This is a genomic window from Streptomyces sp. NPDC047017, assembly GCF_040644175.1.
In the GTDB taxonomy this organism is placed as follows: Bacteria; Actinomycetota; Actinomycetes; order Streptomycetales; family Streptomycetaceae; genus Streptomyces.
On record NZ_JBEYVW010000015.1, the window covers coordinates 225,048 to 244,990 of the forward strand.

The window sequence follows — 19,943 nt, forward strand, 5'->3', positions numbered from 1 at the left end:
TGCCGAGGTACCGGGACTCAAGACCCCAACGTGATCCGCCCGTCCGGGACCCACCCCTCCAGGTATCCCGTCAACAGCACATCCACATCTGGCAGATCGCACCGTGTGCACAACTCCTGCCACTGCTCAGGCCCCGCCCAGTGTGTCGCTCCTCTCCAGGACAGATGCTCCGGCGGATCACCAGCCGCAGCGAGACGAAAGATGAACACGTGTGCCTCTCGACGGCTCCGGCCGACAGGCACAGGCACCGGAGCCCAACGGCATCCTTCAACGGCGCCCCCGCGCACCGGCATCGCGCCGACCACATCGCGGAGTACGCGCATTGCCGCCTCGCGGTAGGTTTCTGTGGCTCGGGCGGATCCTGAAGGCAGTACCCATCGGGGAAGAGGTCCAGGCAGGTCGTCTGCCACCAGGGCAAGCCGCCCGTCCGAGCTCAGCACCGCGACGAACGCTACCCGCCTCATCCTGGGAGGCGGCACGGCAGGGCACCTCGAACTCTCTGCGGCGTCCAGGAAAGCAGGCACAGTTCGATCCTGACATGCGGCCGCTTAACCGGCCACTCGTGTCCCTAGATCGATGCGAGTTTCATCTTTGAGCTCAATGCGGTGAATGTGATCCGCGCTCGGGCAGCCCACAAGCCGCACGGACACTGCAATGACCGCTGCACAGTCGGCCGTTCTCCGCCCGCAGCCGGGCCAGTTCCTCATCCCTGCTCTCCCCGGTCTGGTCACCGCGGCTGCGACCGCGGCCCGCTTGCTCGTCGGCCTGGCGCACCCAGCTCCGCAAGGTCTCGCCGGTCACCCTGACATCCGCCGCGTACGTACGCTTCCCGCCCGCCGCGCGGTACAACGCCACCGCGTCACTCCTGAACTGCTCCGGATACGGAGACCTACGTCCCACCAGGACACCTTCCCTTGGATCTGCAAGATCCGTTGTCAGAGTGTCCACACCGCCGACCCTGCTGGTCTTTTCACGGTGACGCGAGTGAGAGGCGGAGGTGGTCGAGGCGTGAGGTCCAGCTGCCGCCGAGCGAGGTTCCAGAGAGCCATGCGTCGATGCGGACGAGGTTGAGGGCAATCGCGGTAAGTACGTGTTGCAGGTGGGTTTTGGCAATCCCCTTGTAGCGCGCGTGGTGGACGTCGCAGCGACGGGATGCCTGGGACATGGTGCCCTCGATTCCCGAGCGCAGGGCATATTGCTCCCTCCAGGCATCAGTGGCCTGCTCGGCGCGCAGGCGCTGCTGGGCCTCGAACTGCGGGCGGGGGCGGAAGGTCAGGGACCGGGCATTGACCGTCGAGCGTGTGCAGTGAGCGCGCTGCGGGCAGGGGGTGCAGTCCGGGAGACGGAAGGTGACCTGGATGGTCGGCAGTCCATCGGCGCTGATGGAGTCACGCCAGTTGCGGCTGACCGCACCGGTGGGACAGGTGACATGCCGGTGGTCGAAGTCGACGGTGAAGTGTGTCAGGTCGTAGGCGTCCGGGTCGCGGGTCTGCCACTGGTGACCGGCGGGTACGGGACCGAACAGGTCGACGCCGTGGACGAGGGCGGCCTCGAGGATGTGGTCTACGCTGACGTAGGCGGCGTCCACCGATTCCCTTTCCGGCAGTAGGTCGGCGGCGGCCAGGTCGGCATGGCGGCACCGACGGTCTCCACGTCGCTCAGGGTGGCCGCGGTCGTGGCGACATGGACGATGACGTGCGGCCGGTCCGGCTCGCAGACCTCAGTGAAGTGCCCCTTGAACCCTCGCCAGCCCATGCCGCGCTTGATGCCGTAGCGGGCGTCGGTGTCATACGGGCTGCCGATCGCGGTCGCGCTGGGCGGCAGGTCGCTCTTGTCCCGCCAGCGATGGCCCAACTGATCGCGGTAGTACTGCTGGACCCAGACCTGACGCAGGACCTGCAGTGCGGGGAGTTCCCGCAGCCAGGCCGGGGCGTTGGGGCGATGGACCGCGTCCAAGAGCTGGTAGCCGTCGGCGCCCACGATGACGGCCAGTGCGGTGCGGGCGGTTTCGGACTGGGGCAGCCGGTAATCGTCCGCGCGCTTCGCGTACCGCTCCCACCACGCAGCCGGGGCGTGTTCGAGTAGCCAGACCGGGGCGGCGACCGCCAGGGTTTCCAGGGCCGCGCGCATCGTCTCCATCGCCAGTTCCAGGCGGTTCAGCAGGCGGACCGCGGCGTGCACGTGGGTGGCGTCGGTACGCTGCCGCCCGCCGCGCTCCAGCAGGCGATGTTCTCGCAGGTGCCGCAGCAGCAAGGTCAGCAGCCGGTCCGTCCGACCGTCCTGCCTGGTCAGGCGAGTGCGGAACTCGCTGAGTACCGAGGCGTCGAATCCCGGATCCTCCAGCGGCAGGCCCAAGAGGAACTTCCAGTCCACTCGCACGCGCACGGCCTCCACGGCCTGGTGGTCCGTCAGGCCCTCGGCGAACTGCAGCACCGAAACCATCACGAGCCGGGCCGGCGCGGTGGACGGATACCCGCGAGTCGCGAACAGACCGGCGAACTCCTCGTCAACGAACACCTCGCCGAGCGCGTCGCGCATCCGGATCGCCAGCGACCCCTTCGGGAACGCCGCCCGCGCCACCCGCTCCGTCAACGCCGGAACCTCATAACCGGGCCTGGACAACAACGACATCACGGATCACCCCACCGGATCCCCGCGAACGCCTATACGAGCTCACTGTCCCGCCCTCACGAAGATCACGCAAGATTCACCGTGAAAAGACCAGCAGAGTCGCCGCCGGGGTCACCTCAGACGGGGCCGTCCCCGGGAGTGGTCACACCAGTCTCTCCACTGCCTCGTCGAGCGCGGCTGCGCCGGCGGCCCACCGTGTCCGGCGCTCATCGGACCCGGCCCGCGCCTTCTCCAGATCAGCGTGGAGTGCGGCCACGGCGCGGGCTGTCGAGTCACCGCCGGGTCCTCCGCCGTATGCGCAGGCCCGCGCGACAGCCGCCGGTTGCAGCCAGTCGTCCACCCCGCTGGTGGATTCCGGCTCGCCGTGGTGGGACGCCAGCCGGGTGATCTCCGGAACGTCACGGGCGGCCTCGGCGAAGGATCGGGACGTGTCCAGGGCGTGCACCACCGTCTTGCCCACCAGGTGGTGCGCACTGCGGAAAGGTATCCCCGTGGCAACCAGCCGCTCGGCCAGATAGGTGGCGGGAGTGAAGCCTTCGACGGCGCGCCGCAGCATGCGCTCCCCATCCGGTTCGGCGCCGTGCACGACGAGCCGCAGCAGGGTCACGGCGTCCGTCGCGTTCCCCAGCCCGGGCCAGGTGTGCCGCAGTGCCTCCGTGCCCACGGCGATGGCGTTGGTGTACGAGGCGGTGGCCATCGAGGAGGCGGCGGCCGTGAACGCGCCCAGGCTCGCGGTCGCCCGGCCCTGGACGTGCTCCAGGAGGAACGGGTTCCGTTTCTGCGGCATCATCGAGCTGGAGCCCACCAGGTCGTCCGCAAGGTGGACGAGGCCGGCCTCTTCGGAGGTCCAGGCCGAGAGGTCCCGGGCGACACGGGCGACGGTGACGCCCAGCCCCGAGGCTGCGGCCAGCAGCCTGAGCGCGAAGTCCCGGGAGGCAACGGCATCGACCGAGTTGCGCGCCGGGCCCGCGAACCCGAGCAGGAGGCTCGTGCGCTCCGGGTCGATGGGCACGGACGTGCCGCCCACCGCTCCGGCGCCGAGTGGGTTGACGTCGAGCTCCCGCCCGGCATGGAGCAGGTCCTCGAGTGCGCGGAGCACGGAACAGCCCACGCCGGCCAGGTAGTGCCCGTAGGTGATGGGAACCGCGGGCTGCCCGTGGGTGTACGCGGGCATGACGACGGCCCTGTGCTCCTCAGCCTTGTCCAGAAGGGTCCTCGTGAACGCCTCGGTGGCGTCCACCAGGCGCAGGAAGTGCCGACGGCCGCGCAGCCGGGCCGTGGTCGCGTTGAGGTCGTTCCGGGAGCGGCCGGTATGCATCACACCGCCGATCCCCTCGCCGAGCCGCTGGGTCAGCAGGCCCTCGTACGCGAGGTAGACGCCCCGGGGCATGGGCCTGGCCCGTACCGCGGCGAAGTCGGAGCGGCGCAGGTCGTCGATGGCCTTCAGCAGGGCGGACGCGTGGGCCGGCTGGACGATCCCGCGCTCGGTGAGCATCACCAGGTGGGCGCGGTCGACCTCACTGATGAGGTGGAGCTCCTCGCCAAGTCCGTCGGCCACGTCGACGGGGGAGAGGTACTGGTCGTAGACGATCGCGTGGGCCTCGTCGTTCAGTCCAGTGCTCAGCCTTCCGGTGTCCACACCGGGTCGCGCCGTCGCGGCAGCCGCATCCGTGGTGTGTTCGGAGCTCATACTTCTGCCCCCTGGGAAGCCGGGCGGAGCGCGCCGGCCAGTTCGCGCAGTGCTTCGTCGGCGGATGCGCCGGCGAGGGCCGCGTCGGCGGCAGCTGCGATGACGTGTCCGAGCCGGCCCCGGAAGTCGTGGGCGGGCTCGACCCGATCGTCGGGAGCGCGGTACAGCACGGCGGTCTCGGTGTGGGGTGCCGAACGGGCCGTCTCCAGGGCCCGCTCGGTCCGGGTGCGGTCGGCGATGAAGCCCGGACGGCCGGAGGTGAGGAACCGGATCGCGGCCGCCCTGCCCGCCGCCGACGGGGTGTCGGTCGAGGAAGCACCCACGACTGTCCTGACCTGACAGGCCACCAGATCGACGCCGAGGGCGAGGCGGACCAGCTCCGGGATCATGCCGCCGGCCAGCCGCGGATTGACCTCGATGACGCGGACGTCGTCGCCGTCCATGCGCAGCTCGACGTGTGCGGCTCCCCAGCCGAGTCCGAGTGCCTTCAGCGCGCGTACGGCCTCGTCCCGAAGCAGTGCCGTGGCGTCTGCCGGTATCGGGGCCGGAACGTCGTGGCCCAGCTCGACGAAGTCCGGCAGCGGGCCAAGGTGCTTCGCGACGACGACGACGCCCGTGTGTCCGAACACTTCCACGGAGTACTCGGCGCCGCGCAGGTACTCCTCGACGAGGATGTCCCGGGGTACGGCCACGCCGCGCTCGTTCACGGCGGCGGACGTCAGGGCCGCGGCGTGGGCCGACACCTCTTCGGCGTCCGCGCACAGCCGCACGCCCAGGCTGCCGGAACCCTGGACGGGCTTCAGCACGACGGGGTACCCGATGCGAGACGCGGCGGCCCGCGCCCCGTCGACGCCGTGCACCCGCTCGTGGCGCGGAACACCCACGCCCGCCTCGTGCAGCCGCTGTCGCTGCCGTGCCTTGTCGCGGCATTCCCGTACGGCGTCGGCGTCCGGGCCGGGCAGACCCAGGGCGCGTGCGGTGGCGGCGGCGGTAGCCACGTAGTACTCGGAGCTGGACGTGACCCCGGCTATCGGAGCCTGCTCCTGCAGGCGCCGGGCGGCGACGAGGACGGCGGCATCGTCCGCCGTGTCGACGACGAGGGCACGCACGTCGTCCTCGGCCACGTACGGGTAGCGTCCGGGGTCCGCGCAGAGCAGGACGGGCCGGATGCCCAGTGTCCTCGCCTGCTGGGCGAACTGCCGTCCGGTTCCGGTCGTGTTGCTTTCCACGAGTAGCAGCACGGGCTGTGTCACGTGGGGCTCCCTTGTGTCTGGAGGTCGTTGGAGGTGCCCGCGACGTCGTCGTACGTGCGGCGGTTCCACAGGAGTCTGGACCAGCTCCCGTCGCCCTCTCCCGGCCTCTCCACGAGACGGGGGCCGTCGGCGGGCAGCGCGGGCCGGACGTTCTGGCCGCGCAGCCAGGCGTCGTTGTAGACGGTGGACTGGTAGCGGTACCCCTCGTCCGGGAGTATCGCCAGTACTGTGGAGTCGCGGTTGCGCTGCGCCCACCACGAGGCCACGAGGAACGCGGCACCGCTGGTCGGACCCATGAACAGGCCGTGGCGCCGGTAGAGCTCGTGGGTGGCGTGGAAGACCTCGCCCGGCCCCACCCAGTGGACCTCGTCGTACGCGGTGTGCACGACGTTCCCCGGAACGATGCTGCTGCCCAGACCTCGCAGCAGCCGAGGGCCCTCCGGTGCCCTGAAGATGACGGAGCCGTGCGTGTCGACGCCGATCAGGCGCAGCGCTGGCGTGTCCGCGCGCAGGGTCGAGGCGATGCCGTACGTGGACCCTCCCGAGCCGACGGGCCCGACGAGGGAGTCGACGGGCCCCAGAGTGCGGGACACGAGCCGGCCCACGGAGGCGTAGGCGGCCGGGTTCTCGGGGTTGGTGTACTGCTGTGGCACGAAACTTTCCGGCCTGGCCCGGCGCAGCTCCTCCACCCGGGCCAGCCGGGCCCCCTGAATACCGCCGGGCCGCCCGTGGTCCTCGACGAGTTCCACCTCGGCTCCGAGCATTTCCAGGCGGTTGCGGAGGTCGTCGTCGATGGAGTGGTCGCCGACGATGGTGAGCGGGAGGCCCCGCTGCCGGCAGACGAGGGCGAGTCCGAGGGCGAAGGTGCCGGAGGACGTTTCGATGACCGGCGTGCCCGGTGTGAGGTCTCCGGCGGCGATGGCCCTGTCGATGATGTGGCGGGCCGGCAGGAGCTTCATCAGGGTGAACGCGGCGGCGTAGAGGTTGCCGCCAATATGTATGATCTTGGGTAGTTCGACCGCCTCGATCACCGAGGGGTAGACGGCTGATTGCTGGATCGTCATGAACTCATTCATCCGTTCGTCGCGAACTTCCATGACTCGACGATGCCGATGTCGCGCAGTAACCCCTCGGCGTGTGTGGAGCGGACGGTGAGCGCGGGGTCGTCGCGGTCGAAGAGCAGCCCGGCGACATCCCCGCTGTGCGAGATCTGAAGGCCCAACGCCCGGGCTTCCTCGGCGATGTTGAGGATGCGGTCCAGCTGCGGTACCGGAAGGTGGCGCTGGTTGAGCCGGGTGCTGGCAGTAGCCACGTGGCCGAGCAGGGCCACGTCCTTGGCGAGAACGGCCTCGCGGAGCATGGCGCGCAGCTCCCCGAACTGCAGGACGTCGTCATCGGTGTAGTGGGCGGGCGGCAGGGAGAGGGTCTCGACTCCGCAGCCTCCCAGTGCCGGCCTGGATCCGAAGCCGAGGACGAACAACGCGGGAAGGGGGTGCTCGAAATCCTCGATCACCTCGCCCTCCCGCTGGGCGAAGAGCACGGCCGTCGAGTCGAACATCAACGAGTCGGACGCTGTCTCGGCGCGTACCGCGAGCCGGGCCTTGTCCGCCGGGGGCAGGCGCAGCGCGTACCTGTCCTGGACGGCCCCGATCGCCGCGAGGACGTCACTCGTCGAAGACCCGAACCCGCGCCCGAGCGGCACGTCGCTGGATATCTCCAGATGTCCGCCCGGGGGCAGGCCGTGGGCGGACAGAGCCAGGCGCGCGGCCGTGCGGGCCTTGGTGCGCCAGCCGGGGGACACGGTGACGTCGGCCCGGCCGTCCGACGCGAAGCGTGCACGCACACGGTACAGGGGGCAGGGGAGGGTGACGAGGCCGCGCCGCGCCGTGCCCCGGTCGCGGAACATCCCCTGAAGCACCTCGCCGTGGTGTGTCGGGGCCGACGCCTCACCCATCCGCCTTCTGCTCTGGTCCACCTGTTCCCTGGCTTCCTCTGCTACCTCGATGGGCTGTCACAACCATGCTCGGAGCCGCTCCGGATGGGGGCGTACAGCAGGCGGAGCAGCAGGGGAAACGAGTGCCGGAACACGGCGATGCCTGCGGCGGCAATGGCCCGCACCCTGGGATGCCCCCGTGGCCGATCGCACCGTAACCCCTTGATTTGACCTGCGGCCGGGGTATTTTGCAAGTGATCAAGGGCACAACCGGAGCGGGAACCGCCCGCTTGTGCCTCCGGGGCCCGGCAGGGGCGTGGCTTGCCCGGAACGCGACAAAGAGCTTGGAAACAGCCGGAGTTGGGGTGTGGGGCTGCGGTCCGGCGAGGTGCTGCCTGTATGATCGACGCGGTCCCGCCCGTGACACGGCCGGGACGGTCCCCGAGCGGGGCACGGCCGCGGCACACGGATGCGCGGCGCCCCGCCGCTCCCCCTCCCATCACGTACGTTCGCCTGTTGCGAGCCGCATCGATCCCCCGGCAGCGCTCCGTGTCGAGATGTATCCCGGTCTGGTCTCGAGGAAGGAACGGAGTTGAAGGTTCTGGTCTATGTGACGGACGGAAGCCGTGGCGACGTGCAGCCGTATCTGGCCCTGGCCTACGCGCTCAACCGGGCAGGACACGCCGCCACGCTCGTCGGCCCACGTCTCTACGGGGACTTCGCCGCGGAATTCGACGTTCCGTTCGCTCCGCTCAATGACGAACTGGTCCGGCCCCAGTCGAGTCCCGAGGTCCGCGGGCTGTACCTGAACAACGACGACCCAGAGGTGCAGCGCCGACTGCGGGAGTCGCATGACGGCGCTCTTCCCGCAGGTGTTCCCGCTGATGATGAGGGAGATGTGGGACGCGGCTTCGGCCGGGGCCGACCTGATCGTCTATTCGCCGCCCTCTCGGCAGGTGACACACCAAATCGCCGAGCGGCTCGGGGTGCCGCACGTCCTCGCCTCCCTCTACCCGCACCACGTCGTCTCCCGGGAGTACTCGCCGGGCCCGGGCCTGCGGCCGACGGCTACGAACATGGAGGACCACGCCCGCGTCAACAGGCCCCTCGAGCCACCGCTGTCGGACTGGGTGGGGCAGTGGCGCTCGGACGTCCTCGGGCTGGCGCCCCGGGACGGTTACACGGAGTTCCGCACCGATGTCCACGGCAACCCGACACCCGTGCTCCACGGCTTCAGCCCGCACGTCCTGAAGCCTGCCGCCGACTGGCCCGAGTGGGTGCACACCACCGGGTTCTGGACGCTGCCCCACCGCGCGGACTGACAGCCGCCCGCCGAGCTGGTGCGCTTCCTGGAGCAGGGCCGGACACCCATCTCCGTGGGCTTCGGCAGCATGTTCGGCGGAGATCCCGAGGCGACCGGCGAACTGGTCGTCAAGGCGGTGACCGCCGCCGGCGAGCGGGCGGTCATCGTCGAGGGCCGGGGCGGAATACGGGTGGTGGACCCGCCCGAGAACGTCATGGTGGTGAGGGATGTCCCCTACGACTGGCTCTTCCCCCGGGTTCGTGCAGCCGTGCACGCCGGGGGCACCGGGACCTACAACGCCGCCCTGGTGGCGGGCATCCCGCAGATGGCCTGTCCGTTCCACAACGAACAGCAGATGTGGGCGGACCACGTCCACGGCCTCGGCGTGTCGGCGGCGCCCGTGAAGTTCCGGGATCTGACGGCCGAAACGCTCCGCTCTGGCATCGTCACGGCGACGACCGACCCCACCATCACCCGGAACGCCAGGCGGCTCGCAGAGAAGCTGGCTACGGAAAGCCCTCTCGAAGACGCCGTGCGCGTCCTTGAGCGCGTCGGGCGGACGGGCTCGGAGAGGAGGGGCTGACGAGCCTCGGAACGCCCGCTGGCCGCCGGCGGACCGGCGTCGGCGCCACGCGGTGATCACGGCGTGTGACCAGGCGTTCACGGGTTGATCTTCGTTGCCTTCTGCCCTCAACTCACCTATGATCGCAGCCTGTTCACAGCTGCAATATCACATATGCTGACTCGCACGGGGGTGAATGGCATGGTACGGCGCTGTGTGGGCGTCGGCATGTCGCGTTTCGCGGCGTTAGGCGCAGATGCTTCTGGGGGTGCGGCAGGCGTTCCCGACGGACAGGGGCGCCCGCTCGGAGTGCGCGGAGGCGGGTATGCCCTCTGACCGTCCCGTCGCCGGAGCGTCGTGGATCCGGGGCACCCGGCGATGTCGTGACGCACGGATACGCCTGCTCTGTCTGCCGCACGCCGGCGGCACCGCCTCCTTCCACAATTCCTGGGCCTCGTGGCTTCCCGACGGAATCGATCTGCTCTCCGTCCAGTACCCGGGCCGACAGGACCGCATATCCGAGCCGTGCGCCTCCAGGATGGAAGACCTGGCACCCCAAGTGGTCCAGGCCCTGCAGCCGCACCTCGATGACGATTCCGCCCTTGTTCTCTTCGGGCACAGTATGGGCGCCTGGGTCGCGTTCGAAGTGGCACGACTCCTTGAGATGTCATTCGCCCGCCGACCGGCCGGACTCATCGTGTCCGCCCAGATTCCGCCTCACCTGCCTCCGGAACGCGAATGGCCCGGAGAGAGCGATGAAGAGCTGATCGCCGAACTGCGCAGGACCGGCGGCACGTACACCGATCCGATGCTCGAGCCCGGACTGCGCGAGCTGGTGCTGCCCGCGGTCCGTGCAGATTTCCGTCTCGTGCGGGAATACTCGCCGCAACCCCTTCGCAGGATCTCTGTACCTATAACCGCATTTGCCGGTGTTGACGATGAGGGCGTTCCCTGGAATAGGGTGGCCAAGTGGCAGGACGCCACAACGGGGACCTTCAACAGCCACACCTTTCCGGGCGGTCACTTCTACCTGCTGGAGCAGGAGCAGGAATTCGCCCATCAGGTGAACCGCGCCATCCATCGGATGACAGGCAGCAGCGCGACGTATTCACACACCGGTCAGCCTGCCGACAGCTGAGCACTCGGATCGGCAGTGAACGGCACCCAGGGGGAATCTTGAACGCGTTGGACCCCATCGCACACGATGGGCTGCTCTACCTGTCGGCGGCCGACGTCGAACGTGCCGTCGGCCCCGAACGCACACTCTTCGTGGAAGCCGTGGAGGCCGCGCTTCGCGCCCAGGCCGCCGGCGACGTGGTGCAACCGCTCAAGCCCTATCTGCGCCGGCCCGATCGCCCGCACCCGACCGACCGCATCATCGCCATGCCCGCCTACGTGGGCGGCGAGGTCCACCTTTCCGGCATCAAGTGGATCGGCAGCGCCCACGACAACCAGGAAGTCCGGGGCGTACCGCGGGCCTCCGCGGTGATCGTCCTCAATGACGCGGACAGCGCCTACCCCGTCGCCATCATGGACGGCTCCTTCGTGAGCGCATGGCGGACCGCCGCGGTCTCCGCCCTCGCCTGCCGGTACCTGGCGCCCGAGAGCAGGCGCCTCGCGGTGCTGGGAGCCGGTCTCCTCGCCAGGACGCATCTGTCGCTCCTGTGTGAAGCGTGGGACAGGCCCGAGGCGGTGGAGGTCCACGACGTCTCCCCCCAGCAGGCCGGGTCCTTCGCGCGCTGGGCCCGCGAGGAGCACGGGCTGACCGTCAACGTCCACGACGACGCCGCCGGATGCCTGCGCGACTCCGACGTCATCCTCGTGGTCACCACCGCCCCCGAGCCGTGGATCCCCGCCGAATGGGTGCCGCGCGGCTCCCTGTTCCTGAACGTTTCGCTCGCCGACCCCATGCCGGACGTCGTCCTCGCCAGCGACAAGGTCGTCGTCGACTGCTACGAGCAGGTCATGCGTCCCGGGAAGCTTCTCCACACCATGGCGCAGCAGGGCACCTTCGGTCCCGATCGCTGTCATGCGGAACTCTCGCAGCTCGTCACCGGCGCACGTCCGGGCCGCGAGAAGCCCGAGGAGACCATCTTCTTCAACCCCATCGGACAGGCCGTCGGAGACATCGCCTGCTCGGCCGCCGTCTACGGACGAGCCGTCGAGAACGGCGTGGGTACTCGACTGGAAAGGTAACCCCCTTTCAGTGAACGAAAGAGCAATCGCGTCCGAAGCGAACGGCGCTCAGTCCCCGCAACGGGCTTTCCTCGCATCACTGGGCGTCGTCCGCCGGGCGCCCCGGACCTACCCCTTCGACCCCGGCTACGACGTCGCGACGGTGGTCTCCCACATCGGCCAGAGCCACTCCCTGATGGCGGGGCTCAAGCTCTCCATGGCGACGTGGCTGCTCATCGAGGACAGCAGTCTCCAGCAGAAGATCCGGGCCGCCCGGGACCACGGCCTTCCGGTGACGGTCGGCGGCGGCATGTTCGAGATAGCCGCCGACCTCGGCCGGCTGGACGAGTACCTCGACCTGTGTCAGCGGCTGAACGTCACGGGCATCGAGGCGGGACAGGGCTTCACCCGCTCCGACCCCCACCCCGGACGCGTGCTGGAGGCCGCGACGGCCCGAGGCCTCACGGTCACCTACGAGATAGGGGGGAAGCACGACGGGGCGTTCGACGAGGCGACGACGAAGCGGCTCATCGCACAGGGCGGCCAGTGGCTCAACGAAGGCGCCACCCATCTTGTCGTCGAAGGCCGCGAAAACGCCGCTGACGTGGGGCTCTTCGATTCCCGCGGCCAGCTGAGCCGCGGACTCGCCGACACTCTTGCGGATGAATTCGGACTGGATCGCCTCATATTCGAGGCGCCAACCAAGCCGAGCCAATTCGCACTGCTCGACCATTTCGGTGCCGACGTCGCTCTGGGTAATGTACGGCTGGAAGAGCTGCTCAGAATGGAAACCTATCGGCACGGCCTGCACAGCGACGCGTACGAACGCTCGTCACTCGCCAAGTGACTTGGGTGACATTCGACATCATCGCTGGACCGACAGACCCTGGCCGAACAAGAATGAATTCCCTGTGCCGTCACGGCCCGAGCGAAAAGGAGCAGCGGTGCTTCCTGCCGAGCGCGAGGCAAAAGTCCGCCAAATCATCTGCGATGTGCTGGAACTGGAGGAGGAGGAGCTGACCCCCACCGGACGGTTCCGTGAGGACTACGGTGCGGACTCCATGAACGCCGTGGAAATCCAGAGCAAAATCGAAGTGGCGCTCGACATCGAAATCGCGCGGGAAGACCTCAAGCGCATCGTCGACCTGAAAACGGTGCTGGAGATCCTCGAAACGGCCAAGGCACGGTAGATGAAGAGCACGGGGGACAGTGCGAACGGCCGACGCCGACGAGTGGTCATCACCGGCATGGGCGTTCTTTCGAGCATCGGCAACGGTGTCGGGCCGTTCACCGACGCGCTGCGGGCCGGACGCGCGGGCACCACCGACATCACCCGCTTCGACACACGGGACTTCCCGCAGCGGCGCGGACATCAGGTGGCGGACTACAAACCCGGAGACTGGATCCACAACCTTCCCCTGGAAGAGGTGGGACCGGCCGCGGGATTCGCCATCGCGGCAACCCGCATGGCCCTGTCGGACGCCGGAACGACCGCGTCGGAGTTGCACATGCGACGGCGCGGGTTCATCGCCGTCGGCACCACGGACGGCGGCGTACCGGACCTGGACGGCATAGTCGAGACGGTCCTCCCCGGAGGCCTCGAAGACATGCCGGCCACCCTGGCCCGCCGCGTACCCGCATCGCAGCTCTCGGTACACCTCGCGCGCGAGCTCGGCCTCCGCGACGTCGAAGCCATCACGATCGCCACTGCCTGCGCCGCGGGCAACTACGCCATCGGCGCCGGACTCGACGCGGTACGGTCCGGCGAGGCCGACTACGCCCTCGTGGGCGGAGCGGACGTGCTGTGCCGCAAGACGCTCGCCGGGTTCACCCGGCTCGGTCTTGTCGCCGAAGAGGAGTGCCGCCCCTTCGACGCAGGGCGCGACGGCCTCCTGCTCGGCGAAGGAGCTGGCATGCTCCTGCTGGAGGACGCAGACTCCGCGCGCGCCCGCGGCGCCCGCGTGTACGCGGAAGTCATGGGCTACGGCCTCAACTGCGACGCCCACCACCCCGTCGCTCCCGAACGGGAAAGCGTGGCCCGCTGCATGCGCCTGGCCCTGGACGACGCCGGAATCAGCCCCGAAGACGTCGACCTCGTCTGCGCACACGGCACCGGCACCGAGACCAACGACATCACCGAAGTGCAGGCCATGCACGACGTCTTCGGCGCACAGCTGCCCCGCGCCACCGCCGTCAAGTCCATGATCGGGCACACCATGGGCGCGGCCAGCGCCCTCGGCGCGGTGGCGGGTGCGCTCGCCATCCACCACGGCTTCGTGCCGCCCACGGCCAACCACCGGCACACCGACCCGGAATGCGCCGTCGACTGCACACCCAACCGATCCGTCGAAGCAGACGTGCGGATCGTCCAGAACAGCGCCCTGGCCTTCGGCGGCAACAACGCTGTCCTCGTCCTCGGCAGCCCCGACGGCGAACGCACCCCACCGAGCGCACGGAACCCGGACCACGAGCGGATGGCACAAGAGGAGCAGCCGTGCTGAGCACCGAGGCGGGCCGGCCACAGCGCCCCGTCATCACCGCCTGGTCGGCCGTGTCGCCGTTCGGGGTGGGACACGAGCCCTTCGAACAGGGACTGTCGGCCGGCCGCACGACCGCCCGGCGCCCCGACACCGACGTCTGGGGGGTCGTCGCCGAGCCGCTGGCCCATCTCGTACCGGACTTCGAAGTCCGGGAGGTCCTGGGCAAGGCCGGCACCAGAGGGCTCGACCGGGCCACCGGCCTGGCGATCACGGCGGTGCGCGAACTGGTGCGCCACACGCCAGACATCGTCGACGACAGCGGTCTCACCACCGCGATCGTGCTCGGTACCACCGCCGGCAGCACACAGGGATACGCAGACCTGACCCGCGCCTCCTTCGAGGGACGACACCCCCAGGACGTGCCACCCGTAGCCATCCCGAACATGGCCATGAACAGGGCCACTTCGGCAAGCGCCATCTTCCACGGCCTCCGCGGCCCCAACAGCACCCTCGCCGCCGGCCGGGTATCGGGCCTCATGGCCCTCGAACACGGCCGTCGGCTGCTCGCGCAGCACCGCGCCGACCGTGTCGTCGTCGGCGCCACCGAGGAGTACTCGCAGGCCCGCTCCTGGCTGGAGCACCACCGGCGGCACCCCGGCGACGCGGACGCGGCACTGGGCGAGGGATGCGCCGTCCTCCTGCTGGAGCGGCCCGACGGCATCGGCGCCGAGCGCACCGTCCTGGCCGAGGTCCTGGCGGTCACCTCGTGCATCGACGTGGACGGTGATCCCGTCGCCGCCCTGCGCTCGTGCCTGTCCGCCGCATTCGACGCCGCCGCAGTGGCGGCCGGGGACGTCTGGGCTGCCATGCCGAGCAGCTGCGACGGGACGCCGACGCCCGGGGAAACCCTGCTGCTCGAGGAAATGTTCGGTACGGAGGCCGTCTCCCGGCCCGCGATCGGATCGCTGATCGGAGACACCTCCGCCGCCGCTTCCGTCTTCCAGATCGTGGCGCTGCTGAGCACCGCACAGCACGCCGCCTCCGACCCCGGCCACGACGGCGACCGCCTGGCGCTGGTCAGCGCCGGCGATCCCGACGGAGCAGTGGCCTGCGCGCTGCTGCGCCTGCCGTCGTCCGGCCGCTGAACAACCCGGTGCACTCAGCCGCACCGGGCACTGTGGAATCCGCTCTGCAAGGAAGGAAGACCCGATGGCCAACCCGTTCGAGGACCCCGAGGGCGTCTACACCGTTCTGGTCAACGACGAAGGACAGCACTCCCTCTGGCCCGCGTTCGCCGTGGTGCCCGCAGGGTGGACCGTCGTCCACGACAAGGACACCCGACAGGCCTGCCTCGACTACATCAACGAGAACTGGGTGGACATGCGCCCGAAGAGCTTGGTGGACGCCATGGGCGACACCAACTCCTGAAGACGCCAGCGAACTGACGGCATGAACGGAAGGCCCAACCGGGTGAGTACCGACCGAGAGCACGTCATCGCGACCGCGACCGACCCGGTGGTCCGCGAATTCCTGCGCATGGCAGACGACAGCATCGTCGCCGTACTGCCGTATGCGCTGTCCGTCGCCGCCCACTTGGGCATCGCGGACGAATTCAGCGACAGCGAACGGAAGGTGGAGGAGCTGGCCGGGGCGCTCGAGCTGTCGCCCGGAGCCTTGGAACGGCTCCTGCGGACCCTTGCCAGCTGCGGGTTCTTCACCGACCACGGTGAAGGCCTGTTCTCCCTCACCCGGCTGGGCCAACTGCTCCAGACCGACTCGTCCGTCTCGATGCGGGCGACCCTCACCAACGTCGACTCCTACCGCGCCTGGCTCGGGGCCGTCGACACCATCGCCACCGGCCGGCCCGCCTTCGACAGCCAGTTCGGCGCCGGCTTCTTCACCCACAAGGACAGCGACGGCCAGCTCGGCGCCACCTTCGACGAACGCATGCGGGAGCGGGCGGGTCGTCTCTATGCGGGCCTCGCCACCCTCCCTGCATGGAAGGACACCCGCTGCCTCCTCGACGTCGGCGGCGGCAAGGGCGCCGTACTCGCCTCCATCCTGACGGCCAACCCGCACGTCACCGGGGTTCTCTTCGACCGGCGCAGCGTCGTCGAACGGGCCGAGGTCTCCGGCGAACTCGCTCCACTGCGAGACCGCTGCCGGACCGCATCGGGCGACTTCTTCCAGGAGATCCCCGCCGGCGCCGACGCCCACCTGATGTGCAGCGTCCTCCACGACTGGGACGATGACGACGCGGTCACCATCCTGCGCCGCAGCCGCGAGGCACTCTCCGCGGACGGCCGCCTGCTCATCTGCGAGATGCTGCTGCCCGAATCGGGGGAAGCCCACCCCGCCTGGTGGAGCGACCTGGGAATGATGGTCGTCCTCGGTGGCCGCGAACGCACCCTGGACCAGTACAGGGCCCTGCTCGGGCAGGCAGGCCTGCACCTTTTGGACGTCACCCGGCTCACGGACTCGTTCTTCAGCGTGCTCGAAGCGAGAAGGGACGCCTGCTGACCAGCGGCCCGCCGCGAGCGAGACACGGGCCCGACGGCGCCCCGCCCCGGCACACCGGCGCACCGGTACGCCGTCGTGTTGCCCGTTCCAGTTGTTGGCTTGAAGCGTGAGGGGATGACGATGTCCGAGGAGCAGCGCGAGCACAAGGAACTGTCCACTGCTCAGACGGGAATCTGGTTCGGCCACCAGCTGGACCCTTCGGGCCACGCCTACAACATCGCCGAGTACGTCGACTTCCGCGGCGACATCGACGTCGCCCTGTTCCAGGAGGCCTGCCGACAGGCGTTCCGCGAGTCCGAAGCGTTGCACCAGCGGTTCAGCGAAGGACCGGAAGGCGTACGGCAGACGCTCGACCCCTCCCTCGTCCCGGATGTCGGATACATCGACGTCTCCGACCGGCCCGACCCGGAGACGGCGGCGCGGGAATGGATGCACGCCGACCTCCGCCGACGCGTGGACGTCCTCACCGATCGACTCTGGTCGTTCGCCCTCTTCCGGATCTCCGACAGGCGCTACTTCTGGTACGCGAGGTTTCACCACCTCCTCATGGACGGCTACGGCGGCTTCCTGTTCCAGCAGCGCCTGGGAGAGATCTACATGTCGCTCCGGTCGCCGGGCACCCACGCGCCTGAAGCAGCCGTCCCGCGTGGGCTCGGTCCGCTCCGCGAGGAGGACCGCAAGTACCTCGCCTCGCCCAAGTACACCGCCGACCGCGCCTACTGGCTGGACAAGTTCGCCGACCGTCCGCACCCGACGACACTCGCGTCACGCGAGCCCGGCGTCAACGGGCGCGTCACCCGGGTGACCACGGAGCTGGACAAGACGGCCAGCGACACGCTCGGCGACCTCGCCCACGAGCACAGGACGACACGCGCGGTCGTCTTCATCGCGGCCGTCTTCGTCTACCTCCGTCGCATGACCGGTGAACAGGACATCTTGGTAGGCCTTCCCGTCACGGGCCGCAAGTCGGTGCACGCCAGGCACACCGTCACCACCCTCTCCGACGTCCTCCCGCTCCGCCTGACGGTCTCCGGCGAGGAATCCTTCAGCGACCTCCTCGCCCGGGCCACCGCCGAGGTGAACCAGGCACTGCGCCACCAGCGCTTCCGCTCGGAGGACCTGATCCGGGAGATCCGCGGAGGGAACCACACCCAGCGCATCTGGAACGTCGTCGCCAACATCATCTCGTTCAACGACGGCATATCCCTGGGCGATCTCCACGGCGCCCCCCACAACCTGTCGAGCGGACCCGTACCCGACCTGTCCATCGTCGTCCGTGACGTCGACGACGCCCGGGGCCCCGTCATCGACTTCGACGGCAACTCTGACCTGTACGAACGGCAGGAACTTTCCTCCCACCAGACCCGGTACCTGAGCCTGCTGAAGCAGCTCGTCGCGGATCCCGGCGCCCCCCTGCGCCAGGCCGACATGGTCACACCGGACGAGCGCGAGCGGATCCTGCACACCTGGAACGACACTGATGTCGACTATCCGCACGACATCTCCGTCCACGAACTCTTCGCAGCCCAGGCGGCACGCACCCCCGACGCCCACGCCGTCACCGACGGCACGACCACCTTGACGTACGCGGAACTGGACGCCTGCGCCAACCGGCTGGCCCGCAGGCTCCGACGCGCCGGCGTCACCACCGAGTCCCGGGTCGCCGTCCTCCTGGAACGCTCCATCGGCGTCGTCGTCTCGTCCCTCGCCATTCTCAAGGCCGGCGGCGCGTACGTACCCATCGACCCGAACCAGCCGGCCGGGCGCTCCGAGTTCATCCTCCAGGACACCGCCGCCATGGCCCTGCTGACCGATCGGGCACGGCACGACATCGGTTTCACCGCGGACGTCCCCGTCATCCGCGTCACGTCCCGGGGTGAGGCCGACACGGAGAACGAGACGGACACGACGGCGGGGACGGGTGCGGACCCGGCCGCACCGCAGGCCACGGTCCACTCCGAGCAGCTCGTGTACGTCATGTACACCTCCGGCTCCACCGGCAAGCCCAAGGGCGTGGCCAACACACACCGCAACGTCGTTCACCTGGCGGCCGACTCCTACTGGACCTCCGGTCGGCACGAACGCGTGCTCATGCACTCCCCGTACGCCTTCGACGCGTCCACCTTCGAAATCTGGACACCGCTGCTGACCGGCGGCACCGTCGTCGTCGCCTCAGCAGGTCTGATGGACGCCGCGGACCTCGCCAAGGTGATCACCGAGCAGCACGTGACGGGTCTGTTCGTCAGCGCCGGCCTGTTCCGCGTCCTGGCGGAGGAGCACCCCGCCTGCTTCAAGGGCGTCCGCGAGATCTGGGCAGGCGGAGACGTCGTCTCGCCCACCGCCGTCCGCCGCGTCCTCGAAGCCTGCCCTGGCACAGTCGTCGCCAACGAGTACGGCCCCACGGAAACCACCGTCTTCTCCGCCGTCAACCCGCTGCTGGAAGTCGGCCAGGTACCGGACACTTCCGTCCCCATCGGCCGACCCCTCTGGAACACCCAGCTGTACGTCCTGGACGAGGCACTGCGCCCCGTCGCCCCGGGAGTCAGCGGTGAGCTCTACATCGCCGGCGACGGCCTGGCCCGTGGCTACCTCAACCGCGCCGAACTGACCGCCGGCCGCTTCGTCGCCAACCCCTTCGGCGCCCCGGGCGGCAGGATGTACCGCACCGGGGACGTGGTGCGCTGGCTCGCCGACGGCACCATGGACTTCATAGGCCGCGTCGACGACCAGGTCAAGGTACGCGGCTTCCGCATCGAGCCGGGTGAGATCGAAGCTGTCCTGGCCGGGCACGCCCAGATCGGCCAGGCCGCGGTGATCCTTCGGGAGGACACCCCCGGCGACAAGCGGCTCACGGCCTACGTGGTGCCGCTCACCGGCCCCGACCCCGTCGGCGTGAACACGGCGGCACTGCGCGCGTACGTCGCGGAGCGGTTGCCGGACTACATGGTGCCGTCCGCGTTCGTGGCGCTGGACGCTCTCCCCCTGACGCTGAACGGGAAGCTGGACCGGCGCGCCCTGCCGGCCCCGGAGTACGCCGGAGTGGGTGCGGGCCGCGGACCGCGGACGCCGCAGGAAGCCGTCCTGTGCGGGCTGTTCGCCGAAGTCCTGGGCGTGGAGTCGGTGTCGATCGATGACGGTTTCTTCGAGCTGGGCGGGCATTCGCTGCTGGCGACCCGACTCGTGAGCCGGATCCGGACGGTCCTCGGGGTGGAGGTGAGCATCCGGTCGTTGTTCGAGGCCCCGACCGTGGCGGGGCAGATGGACGGGCTCGATGAAGGTGCCCGGGTGCGGGAGCCCTTGCGGCGGCGGGTGCGGCCGGAGGTTCTTCCGGTGTCGTTCGCGCAGCGCCGTCTGTGGTTCCTGGGTCAGCTCGAGGGTGTGTCGGCGACGTACAAC

The 19,943-nt window shown here is 69.4% G+C and carries 18 protein-coding genes and 2 pseudogenes; 12 read left to right on the plus strand and 8 right to left on the minus strand.

The genetic code is table 11. The annotated features are described in order from the left end of the window. Positions 1–17: 17 nt before the first annotated feature. The 8 genes and pseudogenes from ABZ858_RS25160 to ABZ858_RS25195 all read right to left on the minus strand — a co-directional run bounded on the left by ABZ858_RS25160 (position 18) and on the right by ABZ858_RS25195 (position 7,417). Positions 18–464, minus strand: coding sequence for an NUDIX domain-containing protein (locus ABZ858_RS25160; RefSeq protein ID WP_361382823.1), 447 nt, complete (start codon positions 462–464; stop codon positions 18–20). Positions 465–666: 202 nt separating this feature from the next. Then, positions 667–900: pseudogene (locus ABZ858_RS25165) on the minus strand (transposase); the annotation flags it as partial. A gap of 70 nt (positions 901–970) precedes the next feature. Next, complete coding sequence (locus tag ABZ858_RS25170) at positions 971–1,588, minus strand: transposase (RefSeq protein ID WP_361382754.1); 618 nt, start codon at positions 1,586–1,588, stop codon at positions 971–973. Further along, a complete protein-coding gene (locus tag ABZ858_RS25175; protein WP_361382757.1) occupies positions 1,564–2,631 on the minus strand; it encodes a transposase in 1,068 nt (355 codons plus the stop codon). Before ABZ858_RS25175 ends, ABZ858_RS25170 begins: the two co-directional genes overlap by 25 nt. 142 nt (positions 2,632–2,773) lie before the next feature. Next, entirely contained in the window at positions 2,774–4,270 is a 1,497-nt protein-coding gene (gene argH / locus ABZ858_RS25180; protein WP_361382760.1) for an argininosuccinate lyase, read from the minus strand. 47 nt (positions 4,271–4,317) lie between these two features. Further along, entirely contained in the window at positions 4,318–5,574 is a 1,257-nt protein-coding gene (locus ABZ858_RS25185) for an ATP-grasp domain-containing protein (RefSeq protein ID WP_361382763.1), read from the minus strand. Continuing rightward, positions 5,571–6,638: a pyridoxal-phosphate dependent enzyme gene (locus tag ABZ858_RS25190; protein WP_361382766.1), complete on the minus strand. Its 1,068-nt coding sequence runs from the start codon at positions 6,636–6,638 to the stop codon at positions 5,571–5,573. Before ABZ858_RS25190 ends, ABZ858_RS25185 begins: the two co-directional genes overlap by 4 nt. 8 nt (positions 6,639–6,646) lie before the next feature. Then, a complete protein-coding gene (locus ABZ858_RS25195) occupies positions 6,647–7,417 on the minus strand; it encodes a kinase (RefSeq protein WP_361382769.1) in 771 nt (256 codons plus the stop codon). A 559-nt stretch (positions 7,418–7,976) separates the two neighbouring features. Here ABZ858_RS25195 and ABZ858_RS25200 point away from each other — a divergent pair. The 12 genes and pseudogenes from ABZ858_RS25200 to ABZ858_RS25255 all read left to right on the plus strand — a co-directional run. Then, a pseudogene (locus tag ABZ858_RS25200) lies at positions 7,977–8,270 on the plus strand (glycosyltransferase); the annotation flags it as partial. 88 nt (positions 8,271–8,358) lie between these two features. Then, complete coding sequence (locus tag ABZ858_RS25205; protein ID WP_361382772.1) at positions 8,359–8,829, plus strand: hypothetical protein; 471 nt, start codon at positions 8,359–8,361, stop codon at positions 8,827–8,829. A 54-nt stretch (positions 8,830–8,883) separates the two neighbouring features. After that, positions 8,884–9,393 carry a glycosyltransferase gene (locus ABZ858_RS25210; RefSeq protein WP_361382775.1) on the plus strand — a complete coding sequence of 170 codons (510 nt, stop codon included), beginning with the start codon at positions 8,884–8,886 and terminating at the stop codon, positions 9,391–9,393. A gap of 304 nt (positions 9,394–9,697) precedes the next feature. Beyond that, positions 9,698–10,510: an alpha/beta fold hydrolase gene (locus tag ABZ858_RS25215; RefSeq protein WP_361382778.1), complete on the plus strand. Its 813-nt coding sequence runs from the start codon at positions 9,698–9,700 to the stop codon at positions 10,508–10,510. Positions 10,511–10,557: 47 nt separating this feature from the next. Beyond that, positions 10,558–11,568 (plus strand): 2,3-diaminopropionate biosynthesis protein SbnB, encoded by a 1,011-nt coding sequence (locus tag ABZ858_RS25220; RefSeq protein WP_361382781.1) that lies wholly within the window; start codon positions 10,558–10,560, stop codon positions 11,566–11,568. Between the two features lie 10 nt (positions 11,569–11,578). After that, a complete protein-coding gene (locus ABZ858_RS25225) occupies positions 11,579–12,394 on the plus strand; it encodes a phosphosulfolactate synthase (RefSeq protein ID WP_361382784.1) in 816 nt (271 codons plus the stop codon). A 97-nt stretch (positions 12,395–12,491) separates the two neighbouring features. Beyond that, complete coding sequence (locus ABZ858_RS25230) at positions 12,492–12,737, plus strand: acyl carrier protein (protein WP_361382787.1); 246 nt, start codon at positions 12,492–12,494, stop codon at positions 12,735–12,737. Beyond that, positions 12,738–14,048: a beta-ketoacyl-[acyl-carrier-protein] synthase family protein gene (locus tag ABZ858_RS25235; RefSeq protein ID WP_361382790.1), complete on the plus strand. Its 1,311-nt coding sequence runs from the start codon at positions 12,738–12,740 to the stop codon at positions 14,046–14,048. Continuing rightward, positions 14,042–15,172: a beta-ketoacyl synthase N-terminal-like domain-containing protein gene (locus ABZ858_RS25240; protein ID WP_361382793.1), complete on the plus strand. Its 1,131-nt coding sequence runs from the start codon at positions 14,042–14,044 to the stop codon at positions 15,170–15,172. The genes ABZ858_RS25235 and ABZ858_RS25240 overlap by 7 nt, the downstream gene beginning before the upstream one ends. A gap of 64 nt (positions 15,173–15,236) precedes the next feature. After that, positions 15,237–15,455, plus strand: coding sequence for an MbtH family protein (locus ABZ858_RS25245; protein WP_361382796.1), 219 nt, complete (start codon positions 15,237–15,239; stop codon positions 15,453–15,455). Between the two features lie 42 nt (positions 15,456–15,497). After that, complete coding sequence (locus tag ABZ858_RS25250) at positions 15,498–16,547, plus strand: methyltransferase (RefSeq protein ID WP_361382799.1); 1,050 nt, start codon at positions 15,498–15,500, stop codon at positions 16,545–16,547. A 114-nt stretch (positions 16,548–16,661) separates the two neighbouring features. Further along, the coding region (locus tag ABZ858_RS25255; RefSeq protein WP_361382802.1) for an amino acid adenylation domain-containing protein at positions 16,662–19,943 on the plus strand (3,282 nt) is incomplete at its 3' end.